This is a genomic window from Vibrio sp. Vb1729 (assembly GCF_033338655.1).
Classification (GTDB): Bacteria; Pseudomonadota; Gammaproteobacteria; order Enterobacterales; family Vibrionaceae; genus Vibrio; species Vibrio alginolyticus.
In genome coordinates this window covers 71,486-85,238 of the sequence record NZ_JAWOTB010000044.1, presented here as the reverse complement: position 1 = coordinate 85,238, position 13,753 = coordinate 71,486, and the positions used below count along the sequence as shown (strand labels likewise).

The following is a 13,753-nucleotide window of genomic DNA, read 5'->3' as shown; positions in this document are numbered from 1 at the left end:
TGGTGTTGGTTTCGGTCCGCCGTTGCCCGATCTAATACTGATAATTTCTAATAAAGTGTAAAGATTAATATACAATGAGTCGTTCTAAAGTATTCGGTAGTACGCTAATTATTGCGGGCACTACAATAGGCGCTGGTATGCTAGCGCTTCCACTTGCCTCTGCCGGCATTGGTTTTTCAACTTCAATTATCATCATGCTAGGTTTATGGGCTCTGATGGCTTTCACTGCCTTGCTTATGCTTGAGCTTCATCAACATGCGGAGAGTAGTGCTACACTTCATACTTTGGCGAAACAGATCCTAGGTCTAAAAGGCAAGTGGGTGGCAAGTTTTGCGATGTTGTTTCTTTTCTACTCATTATGTGCAGCGTATATCGCTGGCGGTGGTGCTCAGTTCGGAGACCGCCTTGCACAATGGTTTGACCTCGATATTTCAGGGCCTACATCAACGATAATCTTTACCTTGATTGTGACTTTAGTTGTGACAGTGGGTACCGGTACGGTCGATAAAGTAAACCGAGTTCTGTTCGCGATGAAGCTCATTGCGATGGTTGCGGTGCTTTCTTTTCTTGCTCCAAACGTTACGGAATCTTACTTGTTAAGTATGCCAATCGAACAAGGCCTTGTTGTAGCAGCGATTCCGGTGATCTTTACTTCGTTTGGTTTCCACGGAAGTATACCTGCAATTGTGAATTACTTAGACGGTGACACTTCTTCTTTACGCAAAGCCGTTATTATTGGTTCGACGATTCCACTCGTTATTTATATCTTTTGGCAAATCGTGACGTTGGGTGTGGTTAGCCAAAGTACGCTTGTTGAGAACGGAGGGTTGAGCGCACTGATTGGTCAACTATCTCAGACAGTACACCAATCAAATTTGGGTAGCATTGTTGGTGTGTTTGCTGACTTGGCATTGTTGACATCGTTCCTTGGCGTGAGTTTGGGTCTATTCGAATTTTTGGGTGATACCATCAAAGGAAGTAACGATAAGCCTAATCGTTTGATTGCGGCACTAGTGACGTTTACTCCACCGCTAGGCTTCGCACTTTTCTATCCTCAAGGCTTTATTATGGCTTTGGGCTATGCAGCGATTGCCTTAGCGATTTTAGCCATCTTTTTGCCTTTGGTTATGGTGATCAAGGTTCGTAAATCGGATGATTTTACTGGGGAGTACCGCGTCGCTGGTGGTCAAGGTGCGCTAGTGATAACGGGCATTGCTGGCACTGGTATCGTATTAGCTCAGGTGTTAATTACGCTAGGTGTGCTTCCTGCTCTAGGCTAGTTGTTTAGAACGTTCTTTGAATAACCTCTAGTTACTGAATCCATCGTAATCAATCAGTATTGTTAGGCCAACGAGTTTTGCTCGTTGGCTTTTTTAATCTGGATCAAATTACCGTAAGATATCCGGTGAAAAAATTGGTAGAAATGTGCTTTTATTTCGTACACTTAAGTTGTGGTATATCGATAATTTAAGTGGAGAAAACCGCTCAAAATACCATTGAATTTGCAACACAATGAGCTTTTCTTGTTTCTCTGCTTTGGTGTGGAGGTGAAGCATGGCGCACCGGAGTTTTTACCCGTTTGCAAAACCGCTTAACGAGCAACTGCAAACGCTAAAAGGCAGGATGCAGGCGCACTTGCCATGTATTGATAGGGTGTCATTTGCAAAATATCACCCAGACCAAGATGTGCTCAAATCATTTGCAGAAAGTGAGTTTGACACTTGGTGTTTAGCCCATCACGAATCAGCATTCCGTAAACTCCACCACCTCAATATTGCCTCTAAAAACGCGGTTCCTCGTATCGTCGAAGACCTTCATGATATTAATCACTGTCCTCGGGTTCAAATTTTACTCAAACACGGATATCAGTCGTCGGCTGCTATTCCTTGTTATGACAATAAAGCTTTTACTGGTTTTGTATTTTTGAACTCCACTCAACGTGATGCGTTTAGTTTAGAAGCGCTGAATGGTCTTAAACCTTATTTCGAAATGATTCGATTTGCGGTTGAATCAGAGACTCAAGTAGTCAATGCGATAGAAACGCTAGCGAACCGAATGCAATGTATGATGCCAGGCTATTCACCTGAGTATTACGCGCATACCAAACGCATGAAGTACTACAGTCAAATTATCGCAACGCAGTTAGCGGATCGTTATCACCTGAATGACGAAATGGTCGAAGATATTGGTATTTTTGCTCAGTTCCATGCGCTCGGTGATAGTCAGCTGCCAGTTGAAATTGCTAGCCGCCGAACAAATTACTCTCAAGAACAAGAGGCGATATTGATTCAACATATTGAGCGTTGTATCGATTCAGCGGATGACATAGTTGCCCGTATCGGAAATCCGGTTCACCCGAGTGTGACTTTGTTTTTGCAGATGGTTACTTATCAGTACGAAAACTTAAATGGCACTGGTTATCCTTATGGTTTAACCAATGATGATATACCAATCGCCGCGCAAATTACGGCTGTCGCAAATGCCTTTGATTTTATGACGACGCACCATCCGTATAGACAAGCGTGGTCCATCCCATACGCATTGTTAGAACTTGAAAAATGGGTATATCAGGGATGGTTATCTCGAGAATGTGTTGATGCTCTGCGAGAGCATCAAGGTTATATAAAGCAAATCATCCACAAATATCCCGAGCACTATACAGGCTTGGGGTTAATGTGAAGAGCAGTAACAAAGTTGAAATGTTGACGAGGAGGAATATTTAAACAATACTGTTTTTATATACAGTAATAAGTTTGGAGGTGAAGTATGTTGTGGGAAACCCTTGAAAGAGTAAACCGCTTACGCCAACAAGCACTTGCAAATCCTGAGTTTGTTGAGTCAGCAAAAGAGCACGAACAAGCACTTCAGGAGCAAGAATACCATTATCAAACTAAGAAAAAGCGTTCAGCCAAAGACAAACAAGGTAAAAAGTCGCTGGCCGATATCTATAAAGAAGTAGAGTTTGGCGCTGACGCTCGTCATTAATGTATTCACTGCGGCATTTTTCATTTCTTCATACGCTGCAGTATTCGTTCAAATTTATGCGAGAGCAGTGGGAGACCGCTGCTCTCGTTGACCTGCCTATAATTTACTAATGAAGTTCAGCAGAGCAAATTATCACTAACACTTAGCAATTCTCTCAATGATCTTGTTGATGTAATGATAATGACAACGGTTTGCATTTGTATCTTTGTTGTTATATAAAACCTCCCTTATTAATCGTTCTGTTGAATAAGAACGGCAAACGTGATCAACGAATGAGAGCTCTGAATAACTGTTATTCGTAAATGGCTATTAGGTGAAGTAGGGATGTTGGAAGCTAAAGCACTCCAGTTTGAGATTGAAGGCAAGTCATTGCTAAAAGCGTTTGATGTGACATTTGAACCCGGAAAAACATACGCTCTTGTTGGACACAATGGTTCAGGAAAATCCACATTGTTAAAGTTGCTGGCACAGCAACAGCCATACACCGCTGGTGACGTGGTTCTGCATGGAACGAGCATTAACGATCTCTCAGCGAAAAAATTCGCCCAACACATTGCCTACTTGCCTCAGCATCTTCCAGTGACCGACAGTATTTTAGGTCGAGATTTAGTCGGTTTTGGTCGTTATCCATGGCATGGTTTACTTGGACGTTTGAGTAAGAAAGATCACGACATTGTTGAAGAAGCAATGGCGATGACAGGCACACTAAAATACGCAGATCGCTTAGTGGACACGTTATCTGGAGGAGAGCGTCAACGTGTGTGGCTAGCTATGCTGTTAGCCCAAAAAACCGAGTATTTGCTTCTTGATGAGCCTTTGTCTGCGCTAGATATCAGCCATCAAGTCGATATGTTGAAGCTTATCTCTAAACTCAGTCAAGAACTGGGCTTGGGCGTTATTATCGTATTACACGACATCAACTTGGCTGCACGATTTTGCGACTACATCGTTGCATTACATCAAGGTGATTTGATTGCACAAGGCAATGTTGAACAGGTGTTTACTGAACCTAAGTTGAGGGACATATATGGGATAGAGATGATGATCTCTGACCACCCTGCGGGTTACCCGGTGGCGATGCCAAGCTAAAGGTTGGAATAATGAGCAGTACAAACACTCGACTTAAACATTTCTCTTTCGCTCTCTCACTTAGTGCGCTTTTGGTCAGTTCTTTTCAAGCACTAGCTGACGCATCACCTCGGGTGATGTCGGTTGATTGGACACAAACTGAAACGATGTTGGCGTTAGGGGTTGTGCCCGTAGGCGTCGCTCAAGGGCAAGATTACGATGCTTGGGTAAAATCGCCACCGTTACCACCTCAAACTAAGGATGTAGGGTTAAGAACTCAACCCAATATAGAGCGTATTTACGAGCTCAGACCTGACCGTATTTTTATTGCCCCGTACTTCTCCTCAATGAAGCATCGTTTAGTCGATATTGCCCCCGTTACCACGATTGACTTATATGAAAGCGGGATCACAGATTGGTCGGTACTTACTCGTTTCACTCGGAGGTTTGGTGAAGAGCTGGGAAGAGAAGCGGAAGCAGAGGCGCTTATCCAACAATATGAAAAACGTTTCTCTTTATTAAAACAGCGCATAAACAAAGACCAGCCGCCGCTTTTAATGATTCAGTTTATGGATACGAAGCACGTTCGTGTTTTTGGTCAAAATAGTCTTTACTCTCAGGCTATCGAAAAGATTGGGCTGAGTAATGCATGGAATGAAAAGACGAATAGCTGGGGCTTTAGCCTAGTTGGCATCGACAAGTTAGCTGGCATAAAAGCTCAAATTGTTATCGTAGAGCCATTACCTTACGGTGGAGCGGAGCAGCTCTCTCAAGACCCATTTTGGCAATATGTTGTTCAACAATCTGGTGAAAAGGTCATGCAAGTCGCACCCGTTTGGAGTTTTGGTTCTATGCCTTCAGCTCTCCGTTTCGCAGAGTTAGTTACGGCGAGTAAGGTCGAGGAGTTAACACAATGAAAACGATGCCTTTAAGCTTTGTGGTGTTACTTTCGGCATTTACCTTTTCTATTGGTGCTTTCCAATTGTACCAAGTAAGCTCATTTTCGTTGGCTCTAATCAGTTTATGGGAGCCTAACTTTCAATCTATCGATTCTGTTTTACTTCACTTTAGCTGGTGGCCTCGAGTCTTCACCACGATTATATCTGGTGCTGGATTAGCGGTTGCTGGGGTATTGATGCAGCAAGTGCTGCGTAACCCTCTCGCTTCACCCACGACACTTGGTGTGGCGAGCGGTTCAAGTTTTGCTTTGATGTTAGCTACGCTATTCGCACCTTGGATGTTGGATATCGCGCCTAATTTGGTTGCTCTCATCGGCGGTGTGATATCGATGGGGTTGGTGATGCTGTTGTCATGGCGACGAGCGTTATCTCCAACGGTTGTCGTCGTTTCTGGGTTAGTGATAAACCTGTACTTTGCATCATTAAGTACGGTTATTCTGATGATGAATACCGAAAAGCTGAATGGGTTAATGATATGGGGAGCGGGTTCGCTTGTTCAGAGTGGATGGGGAGATTTCTCGTATCTTGCCCCTCGAATCGCACTTGCTACGATCATTGCATTTGTGATTGCAAAGCCGTTAAGTCTGTTGGAACTCTCCGAGCAAGGTGCCAAGAGTTTAGGTGTCTCGTTAGCTAAGTTGCGTTTTGTCTGTCTTGGGCTTGCGGTGTTAATCACTTCTTGGGTGGTTTCTGCGGTAGGAATCATCGGTTTCATCGGGTTAGCGGCGCCAGCGATTACTCGATTGATAGGTATCAATAAAATCCAGCATAAGCTTTGGGTATCAATGCTGATTGGTGCCATGTTATTGACTTTAACCGATTTGGTTATTCAGCAACTGCCAGGGCTAATGGCGAGTTTTATACCAACGGGAGCTGCAACCGCTGCACTGGGCGCTCCGCTACTGTTATGGCTGTTACCTCGCTTATCACAAAAGACGCAGGGCCATACTCAAACAGTGTTAACTCGACATCGTGAACATGTTTACAAGCTAAACCCTAAAGCGATCTCATTGGCGTTGATCGGCACGTTAATTTCTGTTGTTCTTTTTGCCACGGTTGCTGTGCAAAATGAAGGGTGGGCAAACTTATTTGCTAGCCAAAATTGGATTTTTTTGGAGTGGCGCGCACCTAGATTATTTGCAGCAGCAATTGCGGGGGCAATGTTAGCGATTGCTGGAACCATGATTCAACGCCTAAGTGGAAACCCAATGGCAAGTCCTGAAGTGATCGGTATCAGTTCAGGGACAGCAATGGGATTGATCATCGCGATCTTTACTGGGTTTGGTTCGTCAATTTTCACTCTTTCTCTAGGCGGGCTCGTAGGTGCATTAGCGACGGTATCAGTCATTGTGCTGCTAAACCGTAAGTCAGGCTTTCAGCCGGAGCGTATTTTGTTGACTGGTATTGCGATTACCGCACTGATGAATGCAATACAGAGCTTTATTCTAGCCACTGGTGACCCAAGAAGTTATCAAGCATTGGCTTGGTTGTCTGGGTCTACCTACTATGTCTCGGTTGAAACGTTACTCCCATTGTCTTTATCTGCGCTTGTCTTTATAGGGTTGAGTTTTCTCTGCGTAAGATGGCTAGATATTCTTCCTGTCGGTGCCGCTTCCTCTAAAGCACTTGGAATTCGAGTTGATCGTTCACGCGCAATACTGCTTCTTTTAGTTGCTTGTCTCACGGTCAGTGCGACATTGGTTGTTGGCCCGATTAGCTTTGTTGGGTTGTTGGCTCCGCATTTAGCTCGCTTATTTGGTTTTAACAAAGCGTCACAACACATGTTATGCGCCGCGATACTGGGGGCAGGGGTGATGTTGTTGGCTGACTGGTTGGGACGACAGGTCCTTTACCCGCAAGAAATACCAACAGGGCTTATGGCGTCTCTCATTGGCGGTTTGTATTTAATGTGGGGTTTACGCCGCTTATAGAAATGAGCTAAGCCTCAACCAAGAAAGTACTTATACAAATAAGCACTCGTAGTGGCATTCGTAACCTATGCGAGTGCTTTATGCAAAACCTCTGGTTTGTCTTTTACGGAAACAACTGGCGATGCCGTAACTCGCTTTTCTTTCAGCGGTCGCTGAAGTCATGAAGGGTTGGTTTGGCTGCCGACAAAAAGGAGAAGAATATGACTCGGCAGTTTATGCTGACACCAACGTCGATGGCGGTTGTATTAGCTTTATCAACGCCAAATGTCTTGGCTCAGGAAGATGAAAATATAGTTGTGATTGGACAGCAGCAAGACAGTGCAGTTGGTCCTGATTTTAGTTATCTTGGAGCGAAGAGTCGGGCAGCGACGAAAACTGATATTGCCATCAATGAGACTCCAAGAGCGGTGTCTGTTGTTACGCGAGAGCAAATGGATGATCGTGCCTCTATTAGCATTTCTGACGCGCTACAGTACACACCAAGCATTCAAACTAACTATTTTGGCGAAGATAACAAGCAAGATTGGTTTATTGTTCGTGGTTTTAAACAGGCGAACAGCGGGTTGTATCAAGATGGTACCCGTTTATATTCTTCTGGCTTCTATAGTTGGCAAATAGATCCGTTTGCGTTAGAGAGGGTTGAAGTTTTACGTGGTGCAGCGTCTGTTCTTTATGGGCAAAACCCTCCAGGTGGGGTTATCAATGTTGTCAGTAAGCGACCTCAATTTGATGGGGGGTCAGGACTTGTATCTTTGGAGTACGGTTCTGAAGACCGTAAACAACTTTCTCTTGACGTAAACTCTGAGGTGAGTGAGCAGCTAGCTTTCCGCTTTCAAGGGTTAGCGAGAAAAAATGGGACGAGAATTAGTGGGGTAGAAGCAGAGCGCATTCTTCTCTCTCCATCGATGACGTACAAATTTAATGAGACGTCTGAAATTACCTTTCTAACGAGCTATCAAAAAGACGACTCAGATCCTTATCTGCAATTTTTGCCAGTTGAAGGAACGTTAACGCCAAACAAAAATGGAAAGATCAGTGATAGTTTAGCGATAGGCAATCCTAACTGGGAGACGTTTGAGCGTGAGCAGGTGTCTTTAGGCTATGAGTTTTCTCATGCATTTAATGATACCACTTCATTTGTTCAAGCAGCTCGTTACAGCGAAATGGATGTTAAGCTAAGACAAATGTATTCGTACGTTTACTCGGCTGACGTGCCTGCGTTGGGGCCGGCTTTGGACCCATCAAATGAACGCAAAACCATACTTCGGGGTGCTTCAACAGAAGATGGCTCATCTGATGCTTTTAATATCGATAATCGTTTGATGCACCAAGTAAATTGGGGAAGTGTTGAGCATAACTTGATGTTGGGCATAGATTTTCAAATGATCAGTATCGATGGTAAAGATTTTGCCAATGACCCTATCGTTGCTAATGGTAATGCATTATTAAACACACCAATGGGAGCTTTGCCCGATCCTAGGTTTAATGTATTTAATCCTACTTATTCGGATAACATAATGTTACTCGATCCGAATACGCTACAACCATTGAGCGAAACCGATAAGCAAAGAACGAAAATCGATAATCAGCAGCTCGGCGTCTACTTTCAAGATCATATGCTGATCAACGATAAATGGGCGATGTTATTGGGCGCACGTTACGACGATACAAGTAATGAAGTACATAATGTTACCACGGGTGCTCGCACGAAAGTCGATAATGGAGAGTGGACGTTTAGCGTGGGAACGGCTTATATTTCTGATTCTGGCTTCACGCCATACTTTAGTTACTCTCAGTACTTTGATCCAATTATTCAAGAAGACAGCAATGGTAAGCCAGCGAAGCCTGAAAGCGGTGATCAATTTGAAATCGGTATGAAATACCAACCGGATTCATTTGATGGCTATTTCAATATTGCAACGTATCGGGCAACAAAAGAAAACTTGGCTCGTATCTACTTGAGTGAATTAACGCAAATAGGAAAAATAGAAAATAACGGCGTTGAGTTTGAAGCTGTAGCTAATGTGACACCATCCTTAACATTGATCGGGAACATTGCGTACGTTGATGCAGAGATAAAAGAAGACATCAATAAGGCATGGGTTGGCAAAACACCTTCCCAAGTGGCGAATACCGTATCATCAGCTTGGGCACATTATCGTTTCTTTGATGGACCTCTTGATGGCTTTGCTGTTGGCTTAGGCGCGCGCTATACAGGTGAGTCATACGGAGACAATGAAGAGAGACTAAAAGTACCAAGTTATTTCTTAATGGATGCGACGGTCAGTTATCGAATCGGCGATTACAAGCTACAAGTCGCAGCTAAAAACATCGCGGATAAAAAGTACATAGCGACATGTGATGGCTTTTGTTGGTATGGCGACCGACAAAATGTTATTGCAAGTTTAACTTACGACTGGTGAGTTAACGTATAAATAAACACCCCTCACTTTAGGGGTGTTTATTTAGAAATCGGCTTTACGGACAAAGTGCGGGTTTTTGTACTTTTTCTGCGGGCCAAACGATGATACGACAAGTTTGTTCCATAACGTTTTGTCAAACTCACCCTTTGGAATCGAAGGGTAGAGGGTTTCCTCTTCTTCTCTTGCAAAGTTCATATATTGTTTCTTTTTAATTTGATTGTACTTTTTGGCGATCTGGTTATGTTTTCTTACCCACTCCAGCTTGTAATTGTGGAGCACTTTTTCACCTTCTTCGAGAGCCATTCGAGATAGGAACAGTCGCTTGTATGAGACCTTTCTGTCCAGCATTGTGCGCATAACGGTTTGGATATATTTACCGTGATGCGTAATGGTAATGTCGTTTTCATCAATAGGAGTGACACACCAGCCTTTAGGTAAAAAGTCTGGCTTCTTAAATTGCTTATTACGCTCCATTAGCGCCTGATGTAAAACTAAATCAGAGGTGCCGCGGAACGTCTTTTGCCATTTACCGATACGAATTTGAATCGAACCAGGCAAGCGATAGATGTTAGTAAACTTATCTTTGTCCATGGACTTGTGTCATGAGATTAATGTGCATAATTAGAAAGCGGAATTCAGCCCAATGCCACAGGCAGTAGACTTAAGTACCGTACGATTTTACAACGACCTTGCGTGATATAGCGAGGGGTTATGTCAATAATAGGTAAGAAATAGAAAATTAGTTCACATTATGAAGAAATTGGAAGCTTACAAGGCTAAATTTTGAAGTTACACCAATTATGCCCATGCCGACTAAATAAAAGAAGGCACGGGCATAAAATCACACCGCTTCTTCGAGTTGCTTGGTGTCTTCTTCAATCTGTTGTAGGTGTCGGTTTGCTTGCTGTAACTGATACATTTGAGCATAACGACCATTTTGCGTTAAGAGTGCTTTGTGTGTGCCTTTCTCGACTAACTCCCCATGATGAAGAACAATGATTTGGTCTGCATCTAGGATAGTTGACAGCCGATGAGCAATAACAACGAGCGTCATGTCTTGTCTGAGTACCGCCAAGCTCTTTTGGATTAAAGCCTCTGTTCCTGAGTCAATATTTGCGGTTGCTTCATCTAATATCAATATCTTAGGTTTTACCACAAGCACACGTGCTAACGCCAAAAGCTGTTTCTGACCCGCAGATAAATTAGTTTCGCCTTGACCTAACTGCGTGTCTAGCCCGTTAGGGTAACGATGAATTTGTTCTGCCAAACCTACCTTGTCTAACGCATCCCATATTTGATTGTCATCAACCGCCCGACTGAGAGAGATGTTTTCTCTGACTGAAGCAGGGAGAATATGTGGATCTTGTTGGACCATTGCCACATCTTTGCGAAGTACGTCTTTCCCTAATGTTTTAAGTGGACGACCATCTATGAGCAGTTCGCCACATTGCGTTGGATAAAAGCCCATTAACAGTGACGCTAATGTGCTTTTACCGCTTCCTGTATGCCCGACAAGCGCGATAAAGTCTTGGTGGTTGGCCTTCAACGAAATGTCTTTTAGGACGTCCTGTTTACCATCGTAGCTAAATGTGAGATCTCTAAGTTCGATAGCACCTGACCTTAATGGTTGATGATTGTCCCCGTAAGTTTGTTCTTTCGCGTCAATTAATTCAAAAACACGTTCGCTTGATACTAACGCTTGCTGAAGTAGAGCAAGTTGCTGAGTCATCTCAATTAGTGGTTCAGTAACTCGCGCAAGATAACTGATAAATGCATACAGTACCCCCACACCAATCAACTCAATACCATTAAAACCAAAGATCGCAACCAAGCAAAGCAACGCAAGACCAGCGAGTAAGTCCATTAATGGTCTTAGCAGATAGCCGTTTAGCCGAATCACTCGTTTAGATGCCACCAGATGCTCTGCGGTTAGCTCGTTGAACTGTTTATTAAAACGCTCTTCTTGTTGCATTAATTGAATGACACTCATCCCTTGAATGGATTCACTCAGATTCGCATTTATATCGGTCAATAGGTCACGCATCTTTCGGTAGCTTTCTGTACTTAGCTGCTTAAACAAGTACATAAAGCCGATGACGATCGGCAGCAATACAAGCACAACGAGTGTGAGCTTCCAGCTCATGAAAAACATAACGCCAAGCATTACGACAATCATGACCACGTTTTTCACCACGGTCGCGATCAAAAGCTCATAAAATTGCTGTAAAGATTCCGTATCGTTGGTGATTCGCGACACCAATTTTCCAGCAGGAGTGTAATCAAACGCAGATAACGGCTGCTTAATCACGCCAGAAAATACTTGCTTACGAATCGCTTTGATCGTGTTAGCCGCGACAATGCTAAATTGCAATGACTGAAAATACTGGAATGTTGCCGATACGATCTGAAGAGCTATATAACCTACTGCTAGCGAAATCAGAACATTTTGTGAATAGTCACCTTTAGCGATGTGCTCATCAATGAAATATTGAATCAACCAAGGGCCGCCGGCGCTAGCTAACGCTGCAATAAACAGCAAGGCGAGTCCTTTAGTCATTGGCTTTGGTTGAGATAATGGGTAAGACATTAACCGTTTAAACGTGCTGGTCTGGTTCATTCATTATTCCTCCATCGCCTGTTCTAGTTTTTGGTACTCGAACATTTCGGCGTACCATCCCTGATGCGCTAATAAAGCGCTATGTTGCCCACGTTCAGTAATGTGGCCGTGATTCAAGACAATGATCTCGTCTGCTGCTTCCAATGCGGTGAGGCGGTGTGCAATAACGATTAGGGCTTGATCACGGTAGTGTGTTTCCAAATTCTTAAGGATTTGATGTTCGGTCCGTCCATCAACAGCGGATAGGGCATCGTCCAATACCAACACTTGGGCATTAAGCAGCATGGCGCGAGCAATGGCGATACGTTGTTTCTGACCTCCAGAAAGGGTGATGCCTTTTTCGCCCACTTCTGTTTGATAGCCTTCAGGAAACTTCTCAATATCGTCGTGGATACAAGCCAGTTTCGCCGCTCGATAAACGTCTTCTTTTGATGCGCTAGGGTTGCCCAGAGCGATATTGTCGAAGATAGATTTAGAGAACAAAAACGGGCTTTGATTAACAACAGCAAAACGGTCTCGCCACTCTGGCAGGACAGTGTCCTTGATTTTGACATCACCAAACTGAATCGTACCGTTATCCATATCGTGTTGGCGAAGCAGTAAGGTGAGTAAGGTTGATTTACCACTGCCAACTGGGCCTGCAATGCCGAGCATTTTTCCTGGCTCAAGGGTGATGTGAACATCAGTTAGTGCTGGTGGCAGATCTTTAGACCAGTGGAACTCGTCAATTTTGATCTGCAAAGGCAAAGGTTGAGTGCCCAATGACGTTTCACCACTGACGATCTCAGGCTTTTCATCGAAGATTTCTTGCAGACGGTTCCATGCAGCAGAGCCTCTTTCCAAGATGTTAAATAGGAACGCGAATGCCAGCATAGGCCAGATCATAAGACCCAAATACATAGTAAATGCGGTCAAATCCCCGAGTGTGATATCACCTTGGTCAACTAAATAGGCACCAGAAGCAACACTCAAAAAGAAAGACATACCAATAGTCAGCTGAATGGCTGGATCAAAGCGCGCATCGACACGGGCAACGGCAATGTTCTTCTCGCCTGTATCATCCACAACCTCTTCAAAACGTTGCTGCTCTTGGTTTTCTAACCCGAAAGCACGCAGCATACGTACGCCATTTAGTGACTCTTGAGTCATGTCTGACATCGTAGAAAAGGCTTCTTGTGCGATTTTGAATCGTTTATGCAAAATACGAACGATGAAGAAGATGATGATGGCAAGAAACGGCATCGGCAATAATGCCATTGCAGTCAGCTTCCAACTGATTTGCGTCACCATGATGATCAGTACCGCGATGCCTGTGATCAGAGAATCGGCCGCAGTTAACACGCCTTCACCTGCGGTCATAACAATGTTGCGAACATCGTTCGTACCACGCGCCATCAGGTCGCCAGTTTTGTAGCGTTCAAAGAATCGAGGGGGCTGAGTAGAGACATGACGATAAAGGCGATTACGCAAAATGGTGCCTAGTTCCCAACTTGCGCCAAATAACCAGATCCGCCACAGTATTCGACAGCCATATATCGCAAAAAACAGCACAATAAGACCCAATAACCACATAACTAAGGTACTGGTTTCGAGGGTATTATCGACCACGCCATCGACAATGATACCGACCGCTTTGGGAGGAACAAGCTGAAGGGCGGAAATGACGGCAAATAGCAGGATGGACCCCACATATTGTTTCCACTTAAGTTGGAAATACCAACGCAGCTGCCAGAATATTCTCATTTCGCCTCCTGCTTAAATTATTGAATT

At 43.9% G+C, this 13,753-nt stretch carries 10 protein-coding genes; 7 read left to right on the top strand and 3 right to left on the bottom strand.

Annotated features, from left to right (window positions below):
• Window positions 1–74: 74 nt before the first annotated feature.
• From R7E29_RS17125 to R7E29_RS17095, 7 genes are all read left to right on the top strand, one after another.
• A complete protein-coding gene (locus R7E29_RS17125) occupies window positions 75–1,280 on the top strand; it encodes an aromatic amino acid transport family protein (protein ID WP_054576914.1) in 1,206 nt (401 codons plus the stop codon).
• A 274-nt stretch (window positions 1,281–1,554) separates the two neighbouring features.
• Entirely contained in the window at window positions 1,555–2,679 is a 1,125-nt protein-coding gene (locus R7E29_RS17120) for an HD-GYP domain-containing protein (RefSeq protein ID WP_054574122.1), read from the top strand.
• A gap of 87 nt (window positions 2,680–2,766) precedes the next feature.
• The gene (locus tag R7E29_RS17115; protein ID WP_005377723.1) at window positions 2,767–2,985 is read left to right on the top strand and encodes a hypothetical protein; all 219 of its coding nucleotides are present in this window, start codon (window positions 2,767–2,769) and stop codon (window positions 2,983–2,985) included.
• Window positions 2,986–3,309: 324 nt separating this feature from the next.
• Window positions 3,310–4,074, top strand: a complete 765-nt coding sequence (locus R7E29_RS17110; RefSeq protein ID WP_005377721.1) for an ABC transporter ATP-binding protein — start codon at window positions 3,310–3,312, stop codon at window positions 4,072–4,074.
• 11 nt (window positions 4,075–4,085) lie between these two features.
• Window positions 4,086–4,970 (top strand): iron-siderophore ABC transporter substrate-binding protein, encoded by an 885-nt coding sequence (locus tag R7E29_RS17105; protein WP_054574124.1) that lies wholly within the window; start codon window positions 4,086–4,088, stop codon window positions 4,968–4,970.
• Entirely contained in the window at window positions 4,967–6,943 is a 1,977-nt protein-coding gene (gene fhuB / locus R7E29_RS17100) for a Fe(3+)-hydroxamate ABC transporter permease FhuB (RefSeq protein ID WP_085569859.1), read from the top strand. Before R7E29_RS17105 ends, fhuB begins: the two co-directional genes overlap by 4 nt.
• 200 nt (window positions 6,944–7,143) lie before the next feature.
• Window positions 7,144–9,366 (top strand): TonB-dependent siderophore receptor, encoded by a 2,223-nt coding sequence (locus tag R7E29_RS17095; RefSeq protein WP_085569860.1) that lies wholly within the window; start codon window positions 7,144–7,146, stop codon window positions 9,364–9,366.
• A 42-nt stretch (window positions 9,367–9,408) separates the two neighbouring features.
• Here R7E29_RS17095 and R7E29_RS17090 read toward each other — a convergent pair whose 3' ends face one another.
• The 3 genes from R7E29_RS17090 to R7E29_RS17080 all read right to left on the bottom strand — a co-directional run bounded on the left by R7E29_RS17090 (window position 9,409) and on the right by R7E29_RS17080 (window position 13,726).
• A complete protein-coding gene (locus tag R7E29_RS17090; protein ID WP_085569861.1) occupies window positions 9,409–9,957 on the bottom strand; it encodes a hypothetical protein in 549 nt (182 codons plus the stop codon).
• Between the two features lie 250 nt (window positions 9,958–10,207).
• The gene (locus R7E29_RS17085) at window positions 10,208–11,983 is read right to left on the bottom strand and encodes an ABC transporter transmembrane domain-containing protein (protein WP_085569862.1); all 1,776 of its coding nucleotides are present in this window, start codon (window positions 11,981–11,983) and stop codon (window positions 10,208–10,210) included.
• A 3-nt stretch (window positions 11,984–11,986) separates the two neighbouring features.
• Window positions 11,987–13,726, bottom strand: coding sequence for an ABC transporter transmembrane domain-containing protein (locus R7E29_RS17080; RefSeq protein WP_213906453.1), 1,740 nt, complete (start codon window positions 13,724–13,726; stop codon window positions 11,987–11,989).
• Window positions 13,727–13,753: the final 27 nt, after the last annotated feature.

Excerpts from the sequence above, each read along its gene's own strand:
- R7E29_RS17090 (WP_085569861.1), bottom strand. The coding sequence starts at position 9,957 with ATGGACAAAGATAAGTTTACTAACATCTATCGCTTGCCTGGTTCGATT.
- R7E29_RS17105 (WP_054574124.1), top strand. The coding sequence starts at position 4,086 with ATGAGCAGTACAAACACTCGACTTAAACATTTCTCTTTCGCTCTCTCA.
- R7E29_RS17120 (WP_054574122.1), top strand. The coding sequence starts at position 1,555 with ATGGCGCACCGGAGTTTTTACCCGTTTGCAAAACCGCTTAACGAGCAA.
- R7E29_RS17125 (WP_054576914.1), top strand. The coding sequence starts at position 75 with ATGAGTCGTTCTAAAGTATTCGGTAGTACGCTAATTATTGCGGGCACT.
- R7E29_RS17110 (WP_005377721.1), top strand. The coding sequence starts at position 3,310 with ATGTTGGAAGCTAAAGCACTCCAGTTTGAGATTGAAGGCAAGTCATTG.
- R7E29_RS17085 (WP_085569862.1), bottom strand. The coding sequence starts at position 11,983 with ATGAACCAGACCAGCACGTTTAAACGGTTAATGTCTTACCCATTATCT.
- R7E29_RS17115 (WP_005377723.1), top strand. The coding sequence starts at position 2,767 with ATGTTGTGGGAAACCCTTGAAAGAGTAAACCGCTTACGCCAACAAGCA.
- R7E29_RS17095 (WP_085569860.1), top strand. The coding sequence starts at position 7,144 with ATGACTCGGCAGTTTATGCTGACACCAACGTCGATGGCGGTTGTATTA.
- R7E29_RS17080 (WP_213906453.1), bottom strand. The coding sequence starts at position 13,726 with ATGAGAATATTCTGGCAGCTGCGTTGGTATTTCCAACTTAAGTGGAAA.
- fhuB (WP_085569859.1), top strand. The coding sequence starts at position 4,967 with ATGAAAACGATGCCTTTAAGCTTTGTGGTGTTACTTTCGGCATTTACC.